Source organism: Cohnella endophytica (genome assembly GCF_003628305.1).
In the GTDB taxonomy this organism is placed as follows: domain Bacteria; phylum Bacillota; class Bacilli; order Paenibacillales; family Paenibacillaceae; genus Cohnella; species Cohnella endophytica.
The window spans coordinates 1-25348 of sequence record NZ_RBZM01000017.1 but is presented as its reverse complement, the minus strand read 5'-3'; the positions used below and the strand labels follow the sequence as shown (position 1 = coordinate 25348).

Annotated in this window: 24 protein-coding genes, 5 tRNA genes and 1 rRNA gene; 25 read left to right on the top strand and 5 right to left on the bottom strand. The window is 50.4% G+C overall.

What is annotated here, in order from left to right; genetic code table 11:
- The first annotated feature begins 2 nt into the window (after positions 1-2).
- From D7Z26_RS27630 to D7Z26_RS26335, 10 genes are all read left to right on the top strand, one after another.
- A complete protein-coding gene (locus D7Z26_RS27630) occupies positions 3-1190 on the top strand; it encodes a glycoside hydrolase family 76 protein (RefSeq protein ID WP_199731789.1) in 1188 nt (395 codons plus the stop codon).
- 22 nt (positions 1191-1212) lie between these two features.
- The gene (locus D7Z26_RS27625) at positions 1213-2268 is read left to right on the top strand and encodes a glycoside hydrolase family 76 protein (RefSeq protein WP_199731788.1); all 1056 of its coding nucleotides are present in this window, start codon (positions 1213-1215) and stop codon (positions 2266-2268) included.
- Between the two features lie 60 nt (positions 2269-2328).
- Positions 2329-4512 (top strand): Tex family protein, encoded by a 2184-nt coding sequence (locus tag D7Z26_RS26370; protein WP_199731787.1) that lies wholly within the window; start codon positions 2329-2331, stop codon positions 4510-4512.
- 185 nt (positions 4513-4697) lie between these two features.
- Entirely contained in the window at positions 4698-6059 is a 1362-nt protein-coding gene (locus D7Z26_RS26365; protein WP_120980018.1) for an ABC transporter substrate-binding protein, read from the top strand.
- A gap of 91 nt (positions 6060-6150) precedes the next feature.
- Positions 6151-7029 (top strand): carbohydrate ABC transporter permease, encoded by an 879-nt coding sequence (locus D7Z26_RS26360; protein WP_120980017.1) that lies wholly within the window; start codon positions 6151-6153, stop codon positions 7027-7029.
- A complete protein-coding gene (locus D7Z26_RS26355) occupies positions 7029-7874 on the top strand; it encodes a carbohydrate ABC transporter permease (RefSeq protein ID WP_120980016.1) in 846 nt (281 codons plus the stop codon). The genes D7Z26_RS26360 and D7Z26_RS26355 overlap by 1 nt, the downstream gene beginning before the upstream one ends.
- 102 nt (positions 7875-7976) lie before the next feature.
- Positions 7977-8915, top strand: a complete 939-nt coding sequence (locus D7Z26_RS26350) for an AraC family transcriptional regulator (protein WP_158602452.1) — start codon at positions 7977-7979, stop codon at positions 8913-8915.
- Positions 8916-8956: 41 nt separating this feature from the next.
- Positions 8957-10093, top strand: coding sequence for a glycosyltransferase WbsX family protein (locus D7Z26_RS26345; protein WP_158602451.1), 1137 nt, complete (start codon positions 8957-8959; stop codon positions 10091-10093).
- 133 nt (positions 10094-10226) lie between these two features.
- Positions 10227-10709: an Rrf2 family transcriptional regulator gene (locus D7Z26_RS26340; protein ID WP_120980013.1), complete on the top strand. Its 483-nt coding sequence runs from the start codon at positions 10227-10229 to the stop codon at positions 10707-10709.
- A 179-nt stretch (positions 10710-10888) separates the two neighbouring features.
- Complete coding sequence (locus D7Z26_RS26335; protein ID WP_120980012.1) at positions 10889-11539, top strand: nitroreductase family protein; 651 nt, start codon at positions 10889-10891, stop codon at positions 11537-11539.
- Positions 11540-11616: 77 nt separating this feature from the next.
- Here the strand turns inward: D7Z26_RS26335 and cmpA are convergent, their stop codons facing one another.
- Together cmpA and D7Z26_RS26325 are read right to left on the bottom strand one after the other, a co-directional pair.
- Positions 11617-11757: a cortex morphogenetic protein CmpA gene (gene cmpA / locus D7Z26_RS26330; protein WP_120980011.1), complete on the bottom strand. Its 141-nt coding sequence runs from the start codon at positions 11755-11757 to the stop codon at positions 11617-11619.
- An 87-nt stretch (positions 11758-11844) separates the two neighbouring features.
- Positions 11845-12201, bottom strand: coding sequence for a hydrolase/acyltransferase (locus D7Z26_RS26325; RefSeq protein ID WP_120980010.1), 357 nt, complete (start codon positions 12199-12201; stop codon positions 11845-11847).
- 130 nt (positions 12202-12331) lie between these two features.
- Here D7Z26_RS26325 and D7Z26_RS26320 point away from each other — a divergent pair, with 130 nt between their 5' ends.
- The gene (locus D7Z26_RS26320) at positions 12332-12829 is read left to right on the top strand and encodes a SprT family protein (protein ID WP_120980009.1); all 498 of its coding nucleotides are present in this window, start codon (positions 12332-12334) and stop codon (positions 12827-12829) included.
- A 23-nt stretch (positions 12830-12852) separates the two neighbouring features.
- Here the strand turns inward: D7Z26_RS26320 and D7Z26_RS26315 are convergent, their stop codons facing one another.
- Positions 12853-14286 (bottom strand): MFS transporter, encoded by a 1434-nt coding sequence (locus D7Z26_RS26315; RefSeq protein ID WP_120980008.1) that lies wholly within the window; start codon positions 14284-14286, stop codon positions 12853-12855.
- Between the two features lie 69 nt (positions 14287-14355).
- Positions 14356-14880 (bottom strand): TetR/AcrR family transcriptional regulator, encoded by a 525-nt coding sequence (locus D7Z26_RS26310; RefSeq protein ID WP_120980007.1) that lies wholly within the window; start codon positions 14878-14880, stop codon positions 14356-14358.
- Between the two features lie 181 nt (positions 14881-15061).
- Between D7Z26_RS26310 and D7Z26_RS26305 the strand changes: the two genes are divergently transcribed.
- From D7Z26_RS26305 to D7Z26_RS26285, 5 genes are all read left to right on the top strand, one after another.
- Positions 15062-15137, top strand: a tRNA-Asn gene (locus D7Z26_RS26305).
- Position 15138: 1 nt separating this feature from the next.
- A tRNA-Ser gene (locus D7Z26_RS26300) sits at positions 15139-15229 on the top strand.
- Between the two features lie 347 nt (positions 15230-15576).
- Positions 15577-15651 (top strand) — tRNA-Glu (locus D7Z26_RS26295).
- A 4-nt stretch (positions 15652-15655) separates the two neighbouring features.
- Positions 15656-15731 (top strand) — tRNA-Lys (locus tag D7Z26_RS26290).
- Positions 15732-15779: 48 nt separating this feature from the next.
- Positions 15780-15865, top strand: a tRNA-Leu gene (locus D7Z26_RS26285).
- Positions 15866-16009: 144 nt separating this feature from the next.
- Here the strand turns inward: D7Z26_RS26285 and D7Z26_RS26280 are convergent.
- On the bottom strand, positions 16010-16636 hold the full coding sequence (locus tag D7Z26_RS26280) for a trimeric intracellular cation channel family protein (RefSeq protein ID WP_120980006.1): 627 nt from the start codon (positions 16634-16636) through the stop codon (positions 16010-16012).
- Between the two features lie 183 nt (positions 16637-16819).
- Here D7Z26_RS26280 and D7Z26_RS26275 point away from each other — a divergent pair, with 183 nt between their 5' ends.
- The 9 genes from D7Z26_RS26275 to D7Z26_RS26230 all read left to right on the top strand — a co-directional run.
- Positions 16820-17236: an Rrf2 family transcriptional regulator gene (locus tag D7Z26_RS26275; protein WP_120980005.1), complete on the top strand. Its 417-nt coding sequence runs from the start codon at positions 16820-16822 to the stop codon at positions 17234-17236.
- A 93-nt stretch (positions 17237-17329) separates the two neighbouring features.
- Positions 17330-18196: an SDR family oxidoreductase gene (locus tag D7Z26_RS26270; protein ID WP_120980004.1), complete on the top strand. Its 867-nt coding sequence runs from the start codon at positions 17330-17332 to the stop codon at positions 18194-18196.
- A 126-nt stretch (positions 18197-18322) separates the two neighbouring features.
- Complete coding sequence (locus D7Z26_RS26265; protein WP_120980051.1) at positions 18323-18835, top strand: acyl-CoA thioesterase; 513 nt, start codon at positions 18323-18325, stop codon at positions 18833-18835.
- An 87-nt stretch (positions 18836-18922) separates the two neighbouring features.
- Positions 18923-19639: an SDR family oxidoreductase gene (locus D7Z26_RS26260; RefSeq protein WP_120980003.1), complete on the top strand. Its 717-nt coding sequence runs from the start codon at positions 18923-18925 to the stop codon at positions 19637-19639.
- 250 nt (positions 19640-19889) lie between these two features.
- Positions 19890-20066 (top strand): helix-turn-helix domain-containing protein, encoded by a 177-nt coding sequence (locus tag D7Z26_RS26255; protein WP_120980002.1) that lies wholly within the window; start codon positions 19890-19892, stop codon positions 20064-20066.
- Positions 20067-20100: 34 nt separating this feature from the next.
- Positions 20101-20694 carry a DUF5317 domain-containing protein gene (locus D7Z26_RS26250; protein ID WP_120980001.1) on the top strand — a complete coding sequence of 198 codons (594 nt, stop codon included), beginning with the start codon at positions 20101-20103 and terminating at the stop codon, positions 20692-20694.
- A 459-nt stretch (positions 20695-21153) separates the two neighbouring features.
- Complete coding sequence (locus D7Z26_RS26240) at positions 21154-23028, top strand: bifunctional diguanylate cyclase/phosphohydrolase (RefSeq protein ID WP_120979999.1); 1875 nt, start codon at positions 21154-21156, stop codon at positions 23026-23028.
- Positions 23029-23064: 36 nt separating this feature from the next.
- Positions 23065-24873 (top strand): PAS domain-containing sensor histidine kinase, encoded by a 1809-nt coding sequence (locus D7Z26_RS26235; RefSeq protein ID WP_120979998.1) that lies wholly within the window; start codon positions 23065-23067, stop codon positions 24871-24873.
- 369 nt (positions 24874-25242) lie between these two features.
- A 16S ribosomal RNA gene (locus tag D7Z26_RS26230) occupies positions 25243-25348 on the top strand; the annotation flags it as partial.

Here is a 25348-nt window from a genome sequence, read left to right as displayed (position 1 = left end):
GGATGATTAGGCTTGGCGGAAAACGGAGACTTTGGCTGATCTGCATTGGGATTGCCCTTGTCGTAGCCGGGACGGCGGTTCTGCTGAACCACGCAGGAGCTCGATTAGGCTTAGCAGGGAACGGAGCGTCTTCGGGGCTGTGGGAGGAGCGGTCGGAAGCTGCTTCAGGCGAGCTTGAGCGATCGTTCTGGGACGGCAAGCGGCAAATGTTCAATAACGCGTCCCCGTGTTTGCTGCAACTGTGTACCGATCCTTTCAATTATTGGTGGCAGGCGCATGCGGCGGATACGCTTCTCGACATCTACGCCCGCTCGAAGGACGAGGCGGTCAAGAAGATGATCGGCGAGCTGTTCGACGGCATTCTGAACCGGAACGCAGGCATGTGGCCTAACGATTATTACGACGACATGGAATGGATGGCGCTGGCTTGGCTTCGAGCTTATGAATTGCTCGGAGACGAGAAATACAAAGAAGCGTCGCTCATTCTTTGGAAGGAAATACGGACGGGATGGAACGAGCAATACGGAGGCGGCATCGCTTGGCGCAAAGAACAGTCGGATTACAAGAATACGCCGGCCAACGCTCCCGCGGTAATACTGGCCGCTCGGTTATACCGGAATTTCGACAACGAAGAGGATCTGGTCTGGGCGAAACGGATTTACGAATGGCACAAGAGCACCTTGGTCGATCCGGCATCCGGGCTCGTCTGGGACGGAATCAACCGGACGGGGGACGGGACGATCGACTCCGATTGGAAGTTTACTTATGGGCAAGGCGTCTTCATCGGCGCCGCGATCGAGCTCTACCGGATCGGCGGGGAAGAGAAGTATTTGGCGGATGCCCGCCGGACGGCCAACAACGTCATCGATTCCATGGCCAGTCCGGCGACTGGATTGCTTCCCAATGAAGGCGACGGAGACGGCGCTTTGTTCAAAGGCATCCTTATCCGGTATTTGACGGAGCTGGTCGAGGAAGACAAGAGTCGGAGCGGTCCGATCGAGGAACTCATTTATACGAACGCCGAAAGTCTCTGGGATTACGGCCGAACGGGCGATAAAGCCAGATTCGGGCCGTCTTGGGCGCAACCGCCGGAAGCGCTCGTTCAGCTAAGCTCTCAGATCAGCGGAACGATGTTGCTGGAGCAAGCTGCGGCGCTGGAGAAGTTCGGATTCAAATCGATAACCAAATGAAGACGAAAGCGAGCGGAAAATCATGAACTTGCAAACAGGACACTTTCGGGCAGACCGGGCGCAATCGGCCCTTCGCGAACATTTCTGGAACAGGGAAATCGGCATGTACGATATCGAAACTCCATGTCCGGACGGCGCTTGCAATACGATCTTTCATTATTGGTGGATGGCGCACGCGGTAGAGGCATTGGTAGACGGTCTAGTTAGGACGGGGGAATCCCATTATCGGTTTACGCTTGCAGAGCTGTTCGACGGATTGTTGAAGCGTAACGGAGGAGCATGGCCGAACGCGTTATATGACGACATGGAATGGATGGCTATCGCTTGGCTCAGAGCATACGAGGCAACGAAAGAGGAGAAATACAAGCAAGCGGCGCTCGTTTTGTGGGAGGACATCAAGACCGGCTGGAACGATCATATGGGCGGGGGAATCGCCTGGCAGAAAAGTCAGTTAGATTACAAGAACACGCCGGCTAACGCTCCCGCGGTTATATTGGCAACCCGTCTTCACCGGATTGTCGGAAAAGCGGAGGACCTGGATTGGGCGGTTCGAATCTACGATTGGCAGAAACGAACGCTGGTCGATCCGGATAGCGGATTCGTCTGGGATGGAATTAACAGGACGGGCGACGGAACGATCGACAAGGATTGGGAGTTCACCTATTGCCAGGGCGTTTTCATTGGCGCGGCGCACGAGCTTTACTCGGCAACGGGGGACGAAAGCTACTTGCTCGACGCCGAACGGACGGCGAACGCGGCGATCCTACGTTTGACGGACAAGGATACCGCCTTGCTGCCCGGAGAAGGGAACGGGGACGGAGGATTGTTCAAAGGCATTCTCGTTCGCTACGCCGCGAATCTGGCTACCGATTTTCCTTCTCGCTTCCCGACGGTCGCCGATGTTCTCGTTCGTAACGCCTTAATTTTATGGGATCAAGGACGAGACGAAGAGAGAACGTTATTCGGCCCGGTCTGGAACCGAGCACCGTCGGACAAGGTGGAACTCGGGACGCAGATTTGCGGCGTTACCTTGTTCGAGATGGCCGCGAAGCTCGAAGCTATTTTGCTGACGGCTTGATTTCTTTAGTCCCGGAACTTCATAATAAAGGAATGCATGAAGCAACGGGAGGCACGAAGGATGAGCGTCGGCAACGAGACGGCTGTAAAGAACGTCCAAGAAAGAATGGTTAAGCAAATCGCGGCGGAGCTTGGGATTAGCCTAAGCCAAGTGAGAACCGTGGCGACGCTGCTGGATGAGGGAAATACGATTCCTTTTATAGCGCGTTATCGCAAGGAAATGACGGGCGAGCTGGACGAAGTTCAGCTTCGCGCCATCGATGATCGCCGTACGTACTTGAAGGGGCTGGAGGATCGCAAAGGCGAAGTCATTCGGCTGATCGACGAGCAAGGCAAGCTGACCCCGGAACTGCAGGCGGCGATCGAGAAGGCGGTCAAGCTTCAAGAAGTCGAGGATTTGTATCGTCCTTATCGACAGAAGCGGAAGACTCGCGCAAGCGTAGCGAAGGAGCGCGGATTAGAGCCTTTGGCGCAATGGCTTCTTTCGCAGCCTAGGCAAGGGGATCTTCTTGCGGAAGCGGCCCGTTACGTCGATGCCGACAAAGGCGTGAACGCGCCCGAGGAAGCGATTCAAGGCGCTTCCGATATCGTGGCGGAAGGACTTGCGGACGATGCCGATATTCGCCGCTGGGTACGCAAGTTCACGTGGGATCAAGGCGTGCTACTCAGCAAAGCCAAGGACGCGGAAGCGGAATCCGTCTACGAGATGTATTACAAATATTCGGAGCCGGTAAAACGGTTGCCGCCGCATAGAGTGCTCGCGATGAACCGAGGCGAGCGCGAAGACGTGCTTAGCGTATCGATCGACGTTCCTTCGGATCGGATCGTCGAAGAACTGAACAGACGAACGTTAAAAGGCCCTTCGATTACGAGGGATACGCTTGCCGTGGCGGCCGAGGACGCTTATAAGCGTCTGATTTCCCCCTCGATCGAGCGGGAGCTTCGCGGCGAATTGACGGAGAAGGCGGAAGAGCACGCGATCGGCATCTTCTCCGAGAATTTACGCAATCTGCTGCTGCAACCGCCTGTTAAAGGACGAGTCGTGCTTGGGGTGGACCCGGCTTACCGCACGGGCTGCAAGCTGGCCGTCGTGGACGATACCGGCAAGCTGATGGAAGTGGCCGTCACTTACCCGACGCCTCCGCATAACAAGAAAGCGGAGGCGGAGGTCGTATTCCGCCGAATGATCAACCAATACGGCATTCAACTGATCGTCATCGGCAACGGTACCGGCTCTCGCGAGACGGAGCAATTCGTCGTGGGCATCATCCATAGCATGCCGGAGCGCGAGCTGCAATATTTGATCGTCAACGAAGCGGGAGCTAGCGTCTATTCCGCGTCCAAGCTGGCGGCCGAGGAATTCCCGGATTTGGACGTATCCGAGCGAAGCGCCGTATCGATTGCCCGACGGCTTCAGGACCCGCTCGCGGAGCTCGTGAAGATCGAACCCAAAGCGATCGGCGTCGGCCAATACCAGCACGACGTCACGCAGAAGAGACTGGACGAGAGCTTGTCCGGCGTCGTCGAGTCGGCGGTTAACCATGTCGGAGTCGACGTGAATACCGCATCTCCGTCCTTGCTCTCTTACGTATCGGGGATCAACGCGACCTTGGCCAAAAATATCGTGAAGCTTCGCGAGGAAACGGGCAAATTCGTCGAACGCAAGCAATTGCAAAAGGTGCCGCGTTTAGGCGCTAAAGCTTACGAGCAATGCGCGGGATTCCTCCGCATCTCGGACGGCAAAAATCCGCTCGACCGTACGCCGATTCATCCGGAATCCTACGAGGTCGTCGGACGGCTGTTCAAGGATCTCGGCTTGAATCTGAAGGATATCGGCTCGGAGCCGCTCAAGGAAAAATTGAAGGACGTTCGGCTGGAGGAAATCTCGGCTCGTCTCGAGGTCGGCGTTCCTACGCTACGCGATATCGTGGACAGCTTGCAACGTCCGGGCCGCGATCCGCGGGACGAGCTTCCGCCGCCGATATTCCATACGGATGTGCTGGATATCGAAGACCTCAAAGCGGGCATGGAGCTAAAAGGGACGGTACGTAACGTAGTCGATTTCGGAGCATTCGTAGATATCGGAATCAAGAACGACGGTCTCGTTCATATTTCCCAGATCAGCAATAAATTCGTCAAGCATCCGACGGAAGTCGTCGCCGTAGGCGACACGGTCACGGTATGGGTGCTCGGAACGGACATGAAGAAGGGCCGCGTAAGCTTGACCATGCGACAGCCCGGATAAGGAAACGGCGGTGCGGGAAATACTGCACCGCCTTTTTGGTTTCCGGCCATTCGTCCGCGCGTCTCTCTGAAACCGAACGCCGAAAGCGTGAAAAAGCCCCCTCGACAGTCGTTTTATCCAAATACATAAATCTATGTAAGCGCTTATAATTACGGATGTAACGAACAAACATAGGGGGAATAAATATGAAAAAGCTTTTATTGACCTTATTAACGACCAGCCTGGTTACCGCGCTCGCGTTGGCCGGATGCGGCAAGAACGAAGCCGGGAATTCATCCGCGTCCCCTTCGGGATCCGCCGTCGAGAGCGCAAGTCAAAGCGCCGGCAACGAAAGCCCGTCCGCAAGCGACGATAAGCCGTTTAAGCTGAGAATCTCCGGATGGTTCCTAACCGAGGGAGAGGGTACGACGGATGCATTCAAGAAGATCGTCGAAGAGAAATTCAAAGAGAAGTACCCGAACGGCAGCATTCAATGGGATAACTTAACGGGAGAGAAATATTTCGACAAGCTCAAAGCCGAACTCGCATCCTCCGCGGCTGCTGATATTATTTATAGCCAACAAGTGCCGAGCCTTGGCAAAGCCGGTTATCTGATGGATTTGTCCGGCGAGCCCCTGGTGAACGATATGGTCGACGCTACCAAGATCGTCGAGGCTTACGACGGTAAAATCTACGGAGCGGCGACGACGATCCAATCGTTCGGCTTCTATTACAACAAGAAAATTTTCGCCGACTTGGGCATTGCGCCTCCGAAGACGTTTAACGAGCTTCTCGCGGCAGGCGAAAAGCTGAACGCGGCCAAGATTACCCCGATCACGGTGGGGTTCAAGGATCAATGGACGTTGGATTATTTCTTCGGCGGTTATGCTCAATTGGCTGAAGCGCTGACAAGTTCGACATTCGAAGCCGACGTATATAAAGGAACTCAGCAATTGGACGGACCGGAAACGAAAAGCGCGGTGGACAAATTCACGCAATTGGCGCAGAAGAACATGTTCAACAAAAGCGCGTTAAGCATCGATTGGCCGCAAACCCAGATCGAGTTCGCATCGGGCAAAGCGGCGATGATCAATCAAGGTCCGTGGATGGCGCAAGTCGCGCAGGAAACTTTCGAGACCAAAGGTTTCGAGCCTTTCGAAGTCGGGTTTTTCCCGCTCAGCGACGAGAACGGCAAAGTGATCATGGGAGTTGGTCCGGATCACAGCGTCTCCATTAACGCCAAGACGGAGCATCCGCAGGAAGCCAAGGATTTGCTTTCCATTATCTTAAGTCCGGAAGTGAACGCCGTTCATGCGGGAGACGGCGGTATGTCCGGCATGAAGAGCACGATCATCGAAGCTAAGCTTCCCGCAATGAAGGAATTGATCGACGTTCTGAATAACAATCCGACCACGTACCAGTGGGGCGCCTATTATCCACCATCCGTCAAAACGGGTCTGCTGAATCTCGTGACGAAGATTATCGGCGGCGGCAAGGCGGGCGGCGGAGAGTTGGACGAAGTCACGAAAAATTACGAGAAAGACAAGAGCTTGATTATTTTACCGTGACCGGCTTGAGCTAACCTCAAAATTAGGGAAACGCGGCGAAGAGGAGACGCTGATCTCCTCTTCGGGCTTTCCGGAAGCAAGGTGAACGAATATGCATCCAACGCGCAAGGGGCTCGTCTACGGAATCGCTTTTACTCTTCCGGCACTGATCATTTTTCTGATGTTTACCTTTTATCCGTTCGTCAGCAGCTTGTATTATTCGTTCACGGAATGGGATATCGTCAGCAAGCCGAAATTCATCGGATTAGACAATTACCGAAACCTGCTGGAAGATAAATTATTTATCCGTTCGGCCGTGAATACCCTGACGATTTGCCTGTTCGTCGTTATTTTGCAAAATCCGCTGTCCTTGCTGCTCGGGTTGGTTCTAAATAAACCGTTTCGCTCCAGTTATTTTCTCAGGACGGCGTTCTACTTGCCGTTAATCGTTTCCCTCGTCGTCGTATCCGTGACTTGGTCCAATCTGCTGCAGTACGACGGAGTATTCAACGAATTATTGATTCGTCTCGGTGCCGAGAATCTCATCCAAGATTGGTTGGGAACGACGTCTTCGGCCTTGTCGTCCATCATCTTGATTCAGCTATGGTACGGGACGGGTTACGGAGCGGTAATATACTTGGCGGGCTTGCAATCCATCCCCCATGAAGTTTACGAATCCGCCCAGATCGACGGCGCTAAGGGTTGGAGTAAATTCAGATTCATAACCTTCCCTTTGTTAATGCCTTCGTTTACGATATGCACTTTTCTAGGAATGGTCGGCGCGCTGAAATTTTTTGAAATGCCTTATATAATGACGAACGGCGGACCGGGCGACGCGACTTCTACGTTGGCGCTCGTCATCTACAATTTCGCCTTCAAGAACAATACGTTCGGTTACGCAACAGCCGCCGGTATTCTGTTCATGATCGCGATATCCATCGTTACGGCGTTTCAGCTCAAGTTAACGAGAAGCAAGGAGGTCGAATATTAATGCGCTCCGCTTCCGTTAGAAGTTTACGAGAGAAGTTCTTCGACCGCTTGCTCGAAATAGCGATGGTCCTATTGGCCCTGTTCGTTCTTTATCCTTGTTATTACATGTTCGAAGCCAGCGTCAAGCTGCCGAAGGAATTTTACGAGCCTCTTAAATTCCCGAGCCGGATTTATTGGGGAAATTTCCATAACGTATTCGCGAAGGTTCAAATCGGACGCGCGTTAGGGAATACCTTGCTCATCTGCGGAGGGACTTTGGTCTTGCTCATAATCGTGGCTTCGATGGCGGGCTACACGATCTCCCGCAACCGGCACAAGCTTTTCCAGGTTTTGTTCGTCTTGTTTTTGGCGGGGATGATCATTCCTTTCCAGACGAGCATGGTGCCGATCTATAAGCTTGCCCAATCGCTCCACCTGATGAATACGAGAACGCTGCTCGTTTTGCTGTATACGGCGGGTACGATTCCTTTTGCCACGATGATCTACGTCGGGTTCACCAAGGGCATTCCAAGAGAGTTGGAGGAAGCGGCGAGCATAGACGGTTACGGTCCGCTTAGAATGTATTGGCTAATCATTTTCCCGTTGCTTCTGCCGGCGACTGGAACGCTGATCGTGACGACCGTATTCGGCTTCTGGAACGATTTCATCGGTCCCTTGCTCTATCTGACGGACAAGGACAAGATGACGCTGATTACGCAGATCTTCGTGTTCAAGGCGGAACGGTCCAGCGATTGGGGAGGCATCTTCGCCTTATGCTCGTTAGCTACTTTGCCGCTTATTCTCCTGTTCATCGTCACCCAGAAGTACATGATCAAAGGACTGACCGCCGGCGCCATTAAAGGATAACCGAACGCTTGCGTCCGTCTTCCAAATCCCTCTGTGGTATTCTAAAATCACTGTAATCGCGAATGACGAACAATGATGATGAGAATGCCGGAGGAACAATTGATGGGTGAACATATGATCAAGAAAATCGACTTCATGAACTTGGCGCCTTACGTGCGATATATCCATGAACATATTCCGGAGCCCGGGTCTTTTTATAAATTGCCTCCCCGGGTGATCTACGATTACGAAGTCATTTACGTTACCCGAGGCGGATGTCTCTATAACATCGAGGGCGTCGAATATTTGCTAAGGCCCGGCGATATCCATTTCATGCGTCCTCACGTCCGGCATCATTGTTATGATCCCGATGGAAATACGTTTTATTATTACGCGCTGCACTTCGATCTCGCGTATATGGGAGAGCCTTTCGACTTCGATCCGGTGGTGTACACGGACGTGGACTATCCGAATCTGGATCACGTACCCGTCGACGAGAAATTGGTGGACCGCCCGGTGTTCGAGCTGGCGGAGATCGATTTTCCTTACGTCATTCATTCGCATGAATCGCACGTGTATTTGCCGCTGTTCCGGGAGATGCTGAACGTTTTTCAGAGCAAGCCTTACGGTTATCATCTGATCATGCGATCGCTCATGCTGCGGATTCTTCATCAGATGGTGAAAGACATGTCGACCGAAGAGGGAGTCAAGAAAAGCCATCCCCAAGGGGAGAAGGCAACCGAAGCCATTCAATACATGTATAGCCACCTGCACGAGGCTATCGATATTAATGACATTGCCCAATCGTTGTATCTCTCTCCGAACTATTTCCGCACGTTATTCAAGCAAGCGACGGGCAAATCTCCGTTGGAGTATTTAACGACGCTCCGGTTGGAGAAAGCGAAAAGCCTGATGGCCGAGAACAAATATACGATCAACGAAATTTCCGGACTGGTCGGTTATCAAGATAGACACCATTTCAGCAAAGTATTCAAGAAAATCGAAGGCTTATCTCCGAAAAATTATCTCAATTCGCTCCCTCATCTGGAGGCCGACGATTAGAGAAAATGGGGAGACAGCCCGATCATCAAGGAGGAGCTCCTATGCCGAACCCCTATGAAGTCGCCGTCTATTATTTCCCTAATTATCATATCGATCCCCGCAACGAGGAGTGGCATGGCGCAGGATGGACGGAATGGAATCTCGTGAAAGCCGCAACACCGAGATTTCCCGGCCATCAGCAACCGAAAATACCCTTATGGGGATATCAGGACGAATCCGATCCGCGCGTAGCCGAGCAACAAATCGCCGCGGCGGCCGATCATGGCGTCACTTCGTTTATTTATGACTGGTATTGGTACGATGATCAGCCGTTTCTGCAACGCGCGCTTGAAGAAGGGTTCATGCAAGCCGCCAACAATGATCGCTTGAAGTTTTCCTTGATGTGGGCGAATCATGATTGGGTCAATATATTTCCGTTGAAGCGCTCGACAGACGTTACTTTATTAACGAAGGGGCCGACGCCTAGGGAGTCATTCGATAGGGCGACGGACTATGTGATCGAAAAGTATTTCTCGCATCCTTCCTATTGGCGGGTGGACGGAAAGCTCTACTTTTCGTTGTACGAGCTTGGGAGCTTGATTAAGGGCTTGGGGGGAGTCGAGCAAACGAGAGAGGCGCTGCTGGCTTTTCGGGAGCGGGTTAGACAAGCGGGACTCGGAGAGTTGAATTTGAATGCCGTCGTTTGGGGAATCCAGATTTTGCCGACCGAATCGAAAATTCAAGATCCGAAACGACTGGTCGAAGCGCTGGGCTTCGATTCCGTAACCTCTTACGTATGGATTCACCACACGCCGTTGGACGGTTATCCGACCGTTTCTTACCCCGAATACGCCAAGACCTCGATCGACTATTGGGACGTGCTGCAAGGGGAGCATAGCTTGCCGTATTATCCGAACGTGTCGATGGGTTGGGATTCTACGCCGAGAACGACGCAGTCCGACACTCATGCCAACGTAGGATATCCGTATACGCCCGTATTGGTAGACAATACGCCGGAGCATTTCAAGGAAGCTTTGCGCGCGGTGAAGGATTATTTGGACCGAGGACATTTGACCACGCCGATCGTTACGGTCAATTCCTGGAACGAATGGACGGAAGGAAGCTACTTGGAGCCGGACACGGTCAATGGATTGGGCTACTTGGAAGCGATTCAAGCCGTCTTCGGCGTTAGGAAATAAATTGTTATCTTTTATTTATACCCGGGCGGGCTTCGGTTCCGTTCCGGGATTTTCTTTTTCAAGAAAGAGCTTACATTTACCTCTTGCCGACCTTGACGTATTCCGATACTATTTAGAGCGAGGAGGCGATAAAATGAAGCCGGAAAAATGCGTCGGGTCCCATCATCCCAAATGGTTCGGATTAGCGCTGCAAGCGCTTGTCATTTTGTCGAAAGACCGAGTTCAGACTTGTCCGAGCGCCGAGCTCGCTACTTATATGCAATCGGAGGCGACACTGCTAAGGCGTATTCTGGCCATCCTTGCCAAAGGCGGCATCCTGGAAACGCGCGAAGGCAGGGATGGCGGCTACCGACTGCGCAAAGATCCTTATTCGATCACGTTGGCCGAAGTATTTACCGTTCTTCAAGTCGGCGACCCGCTTTGCTTGGGCATAAAAGAAACGACGGGCACTCATGCTTTCGGCCAGAACATGCAATCCATCTTCTGCGAGCTGACTACGGAAATGGATCGTTCGTTGCTGGAGGTACTCGGACGTTATACCGTCGGGCAGATCGCCGAGCGGGCCCGGGATTGCAAAGGCCATTCGTTCGAGCAGTTGGAGAATATGGGGAGTTGACAGTTCTCTTAGATCGGAATATACTGTGCAATAACAGACACAGTTAATTTTTTTGCTCAATACTGTGTGGAAAAGGACGCAGTTTTGGGCGGGCTTCGCGCAAGTGATAACGCTCATTATTTTCGGATTAACTGTGTAGATTTTGACTCAGAATATAAAATGATACGGAGGAACCTATTATGACGCAAACACAAACGATTCAAAACCCGGCCTTCTCTTCGGTCGTTCGCGAACGCCGCTCGGTTAGAAGTTATGATCCGAACTTCAAGATTTCCAAGGAAGAAATGACCGACCTGCTAAGCGAAGCGATTCTCGCCCCGTCTTCCGCTAACGGCCAACCTTGGCGGTTTCTTGTTATCGATTCGCAGCCGTTAAAAGAAAAGCTGCTCCCGATCGCTTACAATCAACAACAAGTCGTCGAAGCTTCCGCGATCATCGCGGTGCTGGGAGATTTGGAAAGCTACAAGCTTCTCCCTACGATTTTCGGTCGCGCGGTTGAAGCTGGACATATGCCCAAGGAAACCGGCGAGGCTTTCGTTGCCAATTATACGAAGATGTTCTCTTCCCTTCCGCCTGAAGCCATGAAAAAAATCATCTACACCGACGGAGGACTCGTTTCCATGCAACTGATGCTTGCGGCAAAAGCGAGAGGTTACGACACTGTTCCGATGGGCGGTTATGACGCGGCGAAATTCGTGCAGGAATTCGGGATCGGCGAACGTTACGTTCCGGTCATGCTTATCGCGGTCGGTAAAGCGGTGAAAGAAGGCCATCCTTCCGTGAGGTTGGCCGTCGACGAAGTAACGAACTGGAACGAATTCACTCTCTAAGCAAGTTGAAAAACAGGATGCAAAAAGGATCTTCACGTCCTGCCGGGAGGCGGGGCGGAAGATCCTTTTTTCGAAGTTCAAGGGTTGGTCCCTGAGGTTTCATTCATTTTGTCGGGCTTGGCGCGGTAATAATACCAGCAATCGTTCAATAGACGAATTTGCCGGCGATCTTTTTTCTGGAATGCGGACATCAACTGATTGCAAAGCCATTGCGGCATCCCAAACGTCCTCCTCCCGTCTCATGCTGTATATTAGCATATGGGATTAGGCGGATGACCGTGCAGGTCCGATGCGGAGTTCAGCGATTACAGCAAATCCTCATCTTCGTACCATTGCTCCAATTGCGCTTGCAGCGCGCGGATTTCCGTCAGCAGCGACACGAGCGGATAAGAACCTTCGCGAATCGAAGAAAAAGTTTGTTCCAGCTCGTTCACGTATTGAAGGCCTCCGGCCGGCGTTTGATTCTCGTCGAGCAAATCCAAGGCGCGGCATTCCGCGATCGCGCGGGGCAGCTTAGGCACGTTATCGGCCGTTAGCTTGGTCAATTCTTTATGAAGTCGAAGATTCAAGGCGCTAAGCTGGTAAGCATGGGATGCGGGCATCTCCACGAACAGAAGGCCGCCTTGTTCTTCTTGCAAGATTACGTAAGACATTTCAGGCATATGACAAGTTCTCCCCTCAACCTTTTCTACTTGACAGTGTAGCCCAACAACAGTCTACAATTCAAGTAGAACAAGCCGTATCCGCCGCTAATTTCGACCGGATAAAGAGCATGTAACCAGGAGGTAAGGCATGAACGATCAAGAGCTGCAGCAATGGATCGAAAAGGTATCGCTCGCCTTCTTCGGACGTCCGTTCATGCATCGGGCGTCGTTTAATTCGAGGCTGCGGACGACTGGCGGACGTTACTTCACGAAGAGCCACAATATCGAGATCAGTCCCCATCAGCTCGCCGTTCACGGGGCGGAAGAGACGGAAGCAATCATAAAGCATGAATTATGCCATTATCATCTGCATCTGCAGCGCAAGGGATACCAGCATCGGGATGCCGACTTCAAACGATTATTGGTCGAAGTCGGCGCAACCCGACACTGCAAGCCCTTGCCGGGAGCTGCTAGAAGGTTGCCGGTAAAATACGTGCTGCTCTGCCAAGCCTGCGGAATGAGCTATCCGCGCAAGCGACGGACCGACCCGCGAAAGTATGCGTGCGGGCGATGCCGGGGACGATTGAAGCTGTTTGATGCTCAGGTCGAGGCAGGCGGTAGCGGGGTGGATAAGACGATCAATTAAAGGATCGTATCCGCGGCCGCGGGTTAAGGCTTCGTTGGAACCGGAATAGCGGCATCAACTACAACCGGACTTGGCGCTTTAGCTGTGGTGCGCCCGCGGACGAACAGGGCGATACCCAGGAACGCTAGGGCCATCATCGCGGCGCCGACGCCGAGGCTGGGCACGATATGATGGGCGAAGTCTTGCGGAGCGCGAATACTGCCTCCCGATTGGAAGATCAATCCGCTGATCGCGATTCCGAATACACCGCCGAGTTCGCGAGTTGCATTGCCCATTCCGCTTGCTTCGCCTGAGGCATTCTCCGGTACGGAGCTGATCAAGCCATGGGATAACGGCGTGAAGCTGAGTCCCATCCCGGTTCCGGCTAACATCATAGGCCCAAGCATGTATAAGAATGGGAAATCGAAACCTTGCGATCGGATGAGGAAGGCGAACCATGCAAGGGCCGCGGTTTGGAACAACAGTCCGCTTAGCAGCACGGTTCTGTTCCCGAGCTTATTGATGGCTAGACCGGCTAGAGGAGCCGCGATCATCGTCATCGTCGTCCATGCCATTTCCCTAACGCCTGCTCCGAGCGGAGAATTGCCTTGGGCTTTCTGCAAGAACAAGGTAAGCAGGAAGATAGCCCCGAATACGCCCGCGTTCATCCAGAAGCCAGCGAAGGCGTAGAACGCGTAGTTTTTATTCCGGAAGAAGTCGAAATTCACGAACGGAGTGCGGCGCGTTTTCATCCATGCATAGAACAAGATTAACAATAACGCTCCTCCGGCAAGAGAACCGTACACGTTAAACGTCCCCCAACCTTCCGCATTGCCTCTTTCCAATCCGAAAATAATTCCGAACAATCCCGACACCAGTAGCAGGATACCGATAGGATCGAACGGTTTGCGAGCACCATGCGTTTCCGGCAACCATTTCAATCCCAATACGAACGCGATCACTCCGATCGGAACGTTAACATAGAAAATCATTTGCCAAGGCGCGCCTTCCATAATCAATCCGCCGACGAGAGGCCCGATGCTGAGTCCCAAACCCGAAATACCAGACCAGATTCCAAGCGCCGCAGCCCGTTTCTCAGGCGGGAATGCGGAATTGACTAGCGTAAGGCTAAGCGGCACGATCGCGGCTCCCCCGACGCCTTGCAGAGCGCGAGAGAGGATTAGCCCGATCGAACTGTCGCTTAGGCCGGAGAAAAGCGAGCCTAAGGTGAAGACGACGACGCCGGCGAGAAATACTTTTTTGCGGCCGATGGTGTCCCCGAGCACGCTGAAGGGAATGAGCAATACGGCGAATGCGAGCGTGTAAGCATTCATGAACCATTCCAGATCGGACAGGGAAGCTCCCAGGTCGTCTTGGATGGAAGGAAGGGCGACGCCGAGCACCAGGTTATCCAGCATGGCCATGAACAAGGCGATACAGGTGACGAACAGTAATCTAACGCGTGCAGGTGTAAACATGAATAAATCTCTCCTTTATTTTTTTATTTATTGATAAATAAATTGAAGTCAGGGAAGAACCTTGATTGCTCAAGATTCGCACCATGGCGACAACTTCGGCATCTCCAAAATTTCGGACAACGTAATGATTAGCCCGCAAGAGATGAATACGCTGGCTTCCCGTCCGGCATCGGAGATCCCCGCGTTCTCGAAGCGTTCTTTGACTCTTTCGTAGATTTCCGAGTAACGCTCCTTCGCGAACTGGCGGACTTGAGGCTCGGGCGTCGTGTAAGACTGCATGAGCAGCAATAATTCATTACGATGGGTTGCCAGCAGCGTATTAAAGGCTTCGCCCATCTGCTGAGCCAATTGATCGGCGGGCGCGTTAACGGCCGCGAAAGCGTTCTGCATGCGATTGAATGCATGCTCCAGTACCGCCAGATATAACTGTTCTTTGGACTTGAAGAAATGGAACACATAAGGCTGAGTGACTCCTACGGCTTCCGCTACATGCGCGGTAGTCGTCTTATAGTAACCTTGGGTTGCGAACAAATCGGCCGCGCTGCGCAGAATCTGATCTTTACGGCTTGCAGCGACTTCATCTTTAGAACTCATAATGCTTTCCGTCTCCTTAATAGGGGGATATGACTGCAATGTTAGTGTTCTGAAAACTTTATTTATTAATCAATAAATTACCTGGTATTCGATTCCAAGTCAATAGTTATAAAAAACTTTTCAGAAATGCTTGACTTCATTTTCTAAACATGATAAATTACTACTTGTCGCTTTTGAACATTCCCTGATAGCTCAGTTGGTAGAGCACTCGACTGTTAATCGAGTTGTCACAGGTTCGAGTCCTGTTCGGGGAGCCATGGGGAGATACCCAAGTGGCTATAAGGGGCTCCTCTGCTAAGGGAGTAGACGTGTAATGCGTGCGAGGGTTCGAATCCCTCTCTCCCCGCCATGTAACTTCAATAAGCCGACTTAAAGAAGCTCTCAGCCTTGCGCTGATGAGCTTTTTTTGATTATGTTGGCCAACATAGAATCAATTCAATTCCGCCATTATTCGTCTTTCGCGCCGATAATCGGACTGAACGAAATGCTCGCATGGGCATCATAACAGAGGAGGACCTCTGGTACTGTCCGTTCGAAAACAGAAACTCTGGGTTGAATAATTCCGCCCATATAATGGATAATAAAAAACTTTGGATTTTTTCGAAAAAGGACTTGCACTTGGCTTGCGCGTGGGATATAATCATTTTTGTCGTCTGAAACGAGCACCTCGAAGAACGGTAATCGCAGACCGGTTTAGGCCCCTTGGTCAAGCGGTTAAGACACCTCCCTTTCACGGAGGTAACAGGGGTTCGAATCCCCTAGGGGTCACCATTGCGAGCCATTAGCTCAGTTGGTAGAGCACCTGACTTTTAATCAGGGTGTCGAAGGTTCGAGTCCTTCATGGCTCACCAGTTTATTACTCCGTAAGGCGAGAGCCGGATCGGACGACAAAAGAATATGCGGTCGTGGCGGAATGGCAGACGCACCAGCTTGAGGGGCTGGCGGGAGCAATCTCGTGGAGGTTCGAGTCCTCTCGACCGCACCATATTATTATGAAGAAACCCTTGCGAAAGCAAGGGTTTTTTGTTGCGTCCAGCATGAGCGCAATCTTTGGGTGAAAGTCGGATTGCGATGAGCCAACAGAGGGGGCGGGAGTGCGACGCCCCCCCCCCCCTGATTCATGGCGGAGTTAAAGATTAGAGGGGAGATCCGTCTTTTCGCGGTAGATGGGGAAGTTTATTTTATAGATGACCGCAATGATGCGAATTAAAAACGTGACAAGCAAGCAGACGTACATGGCGAAGGTATTGGAGACCGTCCCGTGAATGAGAATAAAGCTTAAAGCGCCTACGATCGATGCGATGGCATAGACTTCTTTTTTGAATACATAAGGGATTTCCTTAGAAAAAATATCCCGTAGAACGCCTCCGCCGATACCTGTGATTAGCCCCATGGACAAGATTAAAAAGTAGTTGTCGCTAAATAGGGACATTGCGGTATTGGAGCCGACCGCCGTAAATACGCCGAGGCCGATCGCGTCGCTGATGACGAGATGATTCATCCGTTTGATTTTCTGGTAGAAAATCCATGTGAACAGACCGGATGTCAAGCTAACGAAAAAATACTTTGCATCGACGAAAGCCGCGGGAGGCAGGTTTCCGATCAAAATATCGCGAACGATTCCTCCGCCTAGCGAAGTTGCAATGCATAAACAAACGACGCCGAATAAGTCGAGCTCTTTTTTGATCCCGACGAGCGCTCCCGAAACCCCTGCCGCTATGATACCTAAATAGATGAATAGATGAATTAATAACATTCAGAATCTTGCTCCTCGCCCCGTTTTCCTTGCTTTGAAACTCGCCCTATTCTATCATATTCGACAGCGAAACGACGTTCGATTTATCGATTAAGTTTTTCTCTAATGGCCGAGAATAAATTGGTCATGGGTTGACATTGCGTTTCGAAGTAACTACAATGGTTACAACGGTGGTGATGCTTAGTGAAACAGATTAGTAGCAGATTTTCCATTGCTGTCCATATCCTTTCTCTGATCGCCGTTAGCTCCAAAGATTGTACCGGCGATTACATTGCGGGCAGTGTGAACACGAATCCCGTTATCATCCGCAGAATTATGGGGATGCTCAAGAAGGCGGGGTTAGTGGACATTCGTCCCGGGGTGGGCGGCGCTTCCTTGCTCAAGGATCGGGATCAGATCACGCTTCTGGACGTATACCGCGCCGTGGAAGTCATCGAGGATGGTCAACTGTTTAATTTCCACGATGAACCGAATCCCGAGTGCCCGGTTGGCCGGAACATCGAGGCAGCTCTTCGTGCGGAAATGAAGGAAGCCCAATCCGCGATGGAACAAAGATTGGCTCAAGTGAACTTAAGTCAGCTTGCGGCTCAGTTCGTGTAATAAAAGCTCTTAGAGCTTTTTTTATACCTTTGTTGTAACTAAAATGGTTATAACGATGGGAGAAAATAAATTAATCATAATGGAGGAATTGCGATGAAAATTTTAGTGACTGGCGTAACCGGGAAATTGGGATCGATCGTAATAGAGACGTTGTTGGAAACCGTACCGGCCGAGAATCTGGCCGTCAGCGTCCGCAACCCGGAGAAAGCGGAAAGCCTTCGCGCCCGCGGCGTGGACGTACGGCATGGAGATTTCGATCAACCGGAAACGCTGGACAAAGCGTTCGCGGGTATCGACCGCATCTTGATCGTGTCCACGGACGGCGACAACGACACTCGGATTCGACAACATTCCGCTGCCGTAGCTGCAGCTCAGCGAGCTAATGTCGGTTTCATTGCGTATACTAGCCTAGGAAATGCAAGCGAGAACACGATTTTCCTGGCGCCTGTGCATCGCGCCACTGAGGAAGCAATTATAAACACGGGTATCCCTTATTCCTTCCTGCGCAACAACTGGTACTTGGAGAACGAGACCAGCAGCATTCAAGCGGTCCTTGGAGGAGCGCCTTGGTTAACTTCAGCGGGATCCGGCAAAGTAGGTTGGGCGACACGTCGCGACTATGCCCGGGCAGCAGCGGCGGTACTGTCCGGCGAAGGCCACGAGAATACCGTTTATGAGTTGTCAGGCAAGCTTACTTCGCAAGAAGAGTTGGCTTCGATGCTTGCCGGCATCTTGGGCCGGGAAGTTCCCGTCCAACAAGTGGATGACGCCACATATGCCAGCATCATGAGCGGCGCGGGCGTTCCTGAACCGTTCGTTCCGTTTTTGGTTGGGATTCAGAGCGCGATTCGCGATGGAGCTTTGGAGGTCGAGAGTGATGATTTCGTGAAGTTGCTAGGACGTCCGAACACGCCGCTTGATGAGGCTCTCCGTCAAATCGTAAACGAAATTCAATCTTAATCAATCCGCGCGAAACAATTACAGAGGTTGTCCCTCGAGGTCCAATGCGACCGGAGGGATAGCCTCTTTATAATTGGGAAAAATATCCCGGAGAACTGCACTCCGGAAGAGAGTTGCGTGAATGAATTGGAGAAGAAGTACGTAAAAGAAACGCGATGTTTTAAAGTATCCAGAGTTTTTCCGACGGATGTCAATAATCATGATACCTTGTTTGGCGGCAAGCTTATGTCCTATATCGACGATATTGCCTCGATCTCCGCTTCCAAATTGTGTAGAGTAACGACGGTGACGGCTTCGACGGATTCCGTGGATTTCTTATATCCGATCAGGCCGACGGATTCCGTTTCCTTGGAGTCCTTCGTCACGTGGACGGGGAAGAGTTCAATAGAAGTGTTCGTAAAAGTGATCAGAGAAGATTTGAGAAGCGGCGAGAGGAAAATCGCGGCGACCTCTTTTCTTACTTTCGTTGCTTTGGACGAGCAGAACAAGACGATTCTTGTCCCTCGTATCGTGCCGGAGACAGAAGAGGAAAAGAAGTTATATGAAACTGCCGAAAATAGAACCGTAATGAGGAAACACCGAAGAGAGGAAAGCAAGAAGTTCGCCGACTTTCTGGTGTCCAAGTATCCGTGGGAGTAAGCTTGAACCTCCCGCGGTTTGTTTTTGCATGCTGAATTTCTTATGATTATATCGTTGGAACCTATTTCAGAAAATGGAGGGATAGACTTGTCATTAAAAGGGAAGCGTGTCGTTGTTGTAGGAGGTACTTCCGGTATCGGATTGTCGACTGCCAAGGCGTTTCTGGCAGAAGCGGCAGACGTAGTTATCGCTAGCCGTTCCGCTGCCAAGCTCTCGGAAGCCAAACAAACGCTTGGCGGGAATGTCGAAGCGTACGAATTGGATTTTCGCAGCGAAGAGAAAGCCTCGGAATTTTTCGATAAGGTCGGCGATTTCGATCACCTGGTGATCACGGCGGGTGAAGGCGCGATGGGAGATTTCCGCGAATTGCCGGTTGAACAGGCGCAAACCGCTTTTGACAGCAAGTTCTGGGGCCAGTATATTACCGTTAAAGCCGCAATCCCCTATTTAAACAAAGAAGGTTCCATCTCATTGACTTCCGGCGTTTACGGCAAGCGGCCTCCGAAGGGTGCGTCCACGCTAGCCGCGATCAACTCGGCGTTGGAGGGGTTGGTGCGCGGGTTGACGGTCGACCTTGCTCCGATTCGGGTCAATGTGGTTTCTCCCGGAATCGTAGATACTCCAGTCTACGCAGGTATGCCGGAGGAGCATCGGAAATCCATGTTCAACTCGATCGCGCAGCAATTGCCGGTCGGTAGAATCGCACAGCCGGAAGATATTGCCGAATCCTATGTTTACCTTGCCAAAAACCGATTCACGACCGGCACCGTTGTCCTGATCGAGGGCGGGGCGCTTCTGTCCTAATTTCAGTTATGAGTTAATATGATAGATTGAAGGAACTCTTGCCGTCAGCGCTAGAGTTCTTTTTTTCGCTAAAAAATAGGGTTAGTTTTTAATCAATACAAAAAGATTGGAAGATTTAGAAAAAAATTGTTGACGTCCGTTGTCGGACAATCTATAATCTAGTCAGGAAGCAAATTACAAATGTTTACAGAATGATAAATGTATCCGCTTCCTTTGAATACCCCTCGCTAAACGAGGAGGAGGATAGGCAATGAACCCGCTGAACGAGATTATGTCCACGGAAGAGGCATCCAAGCTGTGGGGAGTACACCAAGATCATGTTAAACGGCTATGCAGGGAAGGCAAGGTTAAGTGCCGGAAGTTCGGCAAGACCTATATCCTACAGAAGGGTCAACCCAAGCCGGGCTTGAAGAAAACCGCTATCTAATTCTACTACGAGTTGTTCGAAGGGATTTACCAAGATGGTCTACGATGGAATCGTGATTGGGCTGATTGTAGGTTGGATTCGAGCCGGTTGGCGTAACGGTCTAGCCGCACTCTCGCAGATTCGGATACGCGGCGGTTGGATTTTCCCGGTACTGCTGCTGATCCAATTAGGGTTGTATTCCCTGCACGAGAAGGTTCAATTGATTCGAGATTACAACGGCTACATGTTTATGGTCATCTATGTTGCGGGGTTGTACATGCTGTGGCTGAATCGCAAGGAAAAAGGATTCTGGTGGATATTCGTGGGTGTGGGGCTCAACTTTCTCGTCATGCTTCTGAATGGCGGCAAGATGCCGGTGTCGGCAGATGCCATTTCGGTAATTGATCCGACCTATGCCGCGACATTAACGGACACGGCGATCGCATCGAAGCACGCACTATTGAATGATTCGACGTTTCTCCCGTTTCTTGCGGATATCATCCCTCTAACTTTACCTTATCCTAGGAATCTAGTCATTAGCATTGGCGACGTAATTATGAATTTCGGAATTTTTATTTATCTGCAGCAAATATTGCTCGCGCATAAACACAGATCTTCCTTTGTCGAGACAAACTCACATAAAATCTAATAATTCGGAGGCTGACATTCATGAAAAAATTAGAAGGCATCAAAATCACGCGCATTCTTATCAACGCAATGATCGTTGCTTCAGTTGTCGTCGCTCTAACGTCCGGCTATAAAATCGGCTAATCAACCCCAATTAAAGGAGGAATTATCGATGAAAAAACTAGAAGGCATCAAAATTTCCCGCATCGTCATTAACGCGGTAATCGTAGCTTCCGTCGTCGTCGCTCTAACGTCCGGCTATAAAATCGGCTAATCATTCCATAATAAAGGAGAATGTACATATGAAAAAACTAGAAGGCATCAAAATTTCTCGCATCGTCATTAACGCGGTAATCGTTGCTTCGGTAGTCATCGCTCTAACATCCGGCTATAAAATAGGATAAGCTTCAAACTCAAGGGGGCAGAATTATCTGTCTCCCTTAAAATATTTTAAAGAGAGAACGAAGGGTCGGCGGGTACAATGGGAGGCGCTCTCGGATTTTTCGAACAGCTACGTCAACCTAGGAATACTTATGCTTTTCTTGTATGTCTAGTTGGCGCAATACTTTTTGTCGCTTTTCATCGCACTACGTTCCATGATTATTCACTATCGGAATGGGTCACGATTTATTCAATGGTAGCAGCGGTGCTAATATTAGAGCATTTTACTTTCCAACTTCCACCTGAAGGGAATCGGCAATCGATGGATTCTTCGATCTATCTGGCTGCCTTATTCGTGTTTGGGGTGGGCTTTTCTCTTTTGATTTTGATGTTCAGCTCTGTTATTTCTCTTATCTATAATCGATCGATACTCTGGTGGAAACATACGCTTAATTTCGCGATATATACCTTTATGATTATTTGCGCAAGCTTAACGTATGATTGGCTAGGAGGTAAGACGGGGGCATTCGGCCTTAGCGGTCTATACGCGTATATGCTCGCTTTAGCCGTTTACTTCGCCGTTAACGTACTTTTTGTGGGCGTTTATTATTACTTGATGTACAAAGGAACTTTATATGATTTCGTAAAAAATATATTACAAGATACATTGTTTGCCTACATGGGTACGCTCCTGTTATCTATTGTTCTCGTTATGTTGTTGGGTAACAGCCACTCATTCGGATTGTTTTTATTTCTGGCTATCGGTATGCTGCTGTCCCATGCCTTCCGCCAACTGTTCAAGATGTATAACGAGATGAGCGAAAAAGCGAATACGGACCAGCGAACGGGCCTCTACAGTCACAGCTTCTTTGAAGAAAAGCTGGATGAATATATGCAGCAAGCGAAGGAAAAAGGCACGCCGATGTCGTTGGTCATGCTTGATTTGGACGATTTCAAGAAATATAACGATTCTTTCGGTCATCCGCAGGGCGACAAGTTATTGGGTTTCTTCGGTTCGCTTATGAAAGAGGCTTGCAATCCTCGGGAACTCTTCGCCGCTCGTTACGGCGGAGAAGAGTTTTCCATCATAATGCCCGGGTTTACGGGGGCGGAAGCCAAAGATTTCATGGACAAGCTTCGGAAAAAGACGAACGATACGCCTTTCGACGGAGTGGATGTTTTCCCTCATGGATGCGTGTCGTTTTCGGCTGGAATCGTGGAAATGAATCAGGAGAGCTACGACAAGTCGCAATGGATCGATTGGGCGGATAAAGCGCTATATGCCGCCAAATCAAAAGGAAAGAACACGGTTTCCGTATACGGAGAGGAAAACCATCTTCCTCAAAGCCTTGAACAGGATATTAACGATCTGGAGCAGCATCTCAAGATCTTTTTATCCAAAGACGTCTATACGTTTAAACACTCGAAGCGCGTGTTCTCTTACGCGGTGGATATGGCCGACTTCTTGCAATTAGGCGAAAAGGATCGGCGCCTCTTCGTTCTCGGCGCACTGATTCACGATATCGGCAAGCTGGAAATTCCAAGGGATATCTTGAATAAAAAGACGAAATTGACTCCCGAAGAATGGGAGATCGTTAAGAAGCACGTATTGTGGGGCAAAGAAATCGTACTTGTGACGGAGAAGTACAAGGACCTCGTTCCGTTAGTGGAGTTGCACCACGAGCGATATGACGGCAGAGGCTACCCGCATGGATTAAAAGGAGTAGAAATACCGCGCTTGGCGCGCATGCTTTGCATTATCGATTCCTTCGACGCGATGACGACAGAAAGGCCTTACCAGAATACGAAGTCTTACGAAGAAGCGTTGGAAGAATTACGCCAATGTCGCGGAACGCAATTCGATCCCGAACTGACGAATCATTTTATTCAATATATCGAAAGCAAGTTGCTACCCGTACAAATACTTACACTATCCGAGAGGGAAGCCGCAGCTTCAAACCAAGATCCGCATTAGCACGGTTTCGACACTCCCTCCGGACAGGTGATAACGATGGAAGACTCTTATTTCAATAGCGATAAGTTTAAAATGCGCGTGCTGGATGCTTTCCTGAACCTTACCTCCGATGCCGTGTACTTGATTAATCTAGAGGGAAAAGTGCTTGAAGTAAACAAGCGGTTCGAGGAATTGCATGGCTGGACAAGGGAGGAAATCATCGGGAAAGAGGTTCCGCTCACGCCGGAAGAATGGATCATCTCTTACGAGATATACGAGAGGATTGTGCGGGGCGAAGATGTCACCGTTTACGAAACAGTAAAGCATACCAAGGGCGGCGGTCATTTCTACGCGGATGTCACGATATCCCACGTATATAATGACGAAGCTGAGTTGGTTGGAATAGCCGTTATCGAAAGAGACGTTACCGATAAGAAACGGGCCGAAGACCAACTCAAAATAAGCGAGGAAAGATATCGGGTTCTGGTGGAGAGTTCGCCGGAGCCTATTGTCGTTTTTCAGGATTTAGCCATCGTGTACGCGAATCCGGCAGCGGCAAGATTAATAGGAGCGGAAGATCCCGACCAGCTTATCGGCGAGCATATCTCCCGTTTCCTGCATCCGGATGATAATCCCGGGCTAGTGGAGAATGTCGAAAGGTTGTTCGTTCAAGGCACGGCATCGGAGAGCTTCGAGAAAAGGTTAATCCGATTCGATGGGCAAATGTTGCATGTGGAATTCAGAGCGGTTCCGATCGATTTCCACGGAATCGGTTCGATTCAATTGCTGTTTCGGGATATGACGGATCGAAAGAGAGCCGAATCCGTACTGGAAGCAAAGGAGAGGGAGTTCAGCCGCGTCCTCAAAATGTCGCCGGAACCGATCCTGCTACACCGGGCGGGCGTTATTACTTTCGTGAACGATATGGCGATCAAGCTGCTCAGAGGAATTTCAGAGGAAGACTTCATAGACCGGCCGATTTTGGATTTTTTCGATCCGGAGTATCACAAGATCATTCAGGAGAGAATGGCAAGAGTAATTAAAGTAGACGAATATATGGAGTTCATCGAGCTGAAGCTGAAATGCTTAGACGGCGTGTTCGTAGATGTAGAAGTGTCTTCGATCTGCGTACACAGAGCCGGTCTCAATTCCGTGGTTCAAGTCGTCATAAGAGATTTGACCGAGCGCAAGAAGACGGACGAGATGATCCGCAGATCGGATAAGCTATCGATTGCGGGCGAACTTGCCGCAGGCGTCGCGCACGAAATCAGAAATCCATTGACGGCACTGAGGGGATTTATGCAGCTGTTACAAGCCAAAAAGACGGATTACGTTGATATCATGCTTATGGAGATCGATCGGATTAACTATATCGTGAACGAGTTTATCGGCATGGCCAAGCCACAGGCCTTGCATTTCGTGCGGTCTGATTTACGTACGTTATTGGATGGGGTCATCGTGTTCATGTATCCGCAAGCGATATTGTTTAATGTGGAGATCAAGCTAATCGTGCAGTCGCATCTTCCGCAGATCGAATGCGAGCCGAATCAGATCAAACAAGTCTATATTAACGTTCTTAAAAACGCGATCGAAGCAATGCAAGGCGGAGGTACGATTGAAATTACGATGTATACGAAGCCCGAAGGAAGCGTGGTTACGAGAATCGTCGATCAAGGCGTCGGCATTCCTCAAGATCGCATGGAGAAAATAGGAGAACCCTTCTTCTCCTTAAAGGAAAGCGGAACGGGGCTTGGCTTGATGGTCTGCCATCGTATTATCGAAGCCCACGACGGGAAGCTCACGATTCATAGCGTCGTAAACGAAGGAACGACCTTGGAGATCGAACTGCCGACGGCGTTAAGATAGGGAACGGTAGTTAGCTTCTAATCTACTGGAATATTTTGAGGGGTTGCAAATCAATGCGAACCTATGGTAAATTGTATTTCCTGCCACGAACACTATCAAGTATTCGAAGGTCGAAACGAATCGAAAAGAATCGATCGATTGGAAAAAATTGAGGGTTGCAAGCTTGGCGGGGATGAGGTAAGATGAAATTCCTGCTTCGGACGAGGCAGACAAGCACAACAAACTAGCAACACGAATTGTTCTTTGAAAACTGAACATTGAGCGTAAGAAACAAACAATCGTCGAGGTCGACTTTCGAGTCGGCGGAGACAAACCAGCAATACAGATTGAGCCTCAAAAGGCTCTATGATAAGAAGCTTCGGCTTCACTATTATGGAGAGTTTGATCCTGGCTCAGGACGAACGCTGGCGGCGTGCCTAATACATGCAAGTCGAACGAATCTAGAAGTTAGCTTGCTAACTTCTAGGTTAGTGGC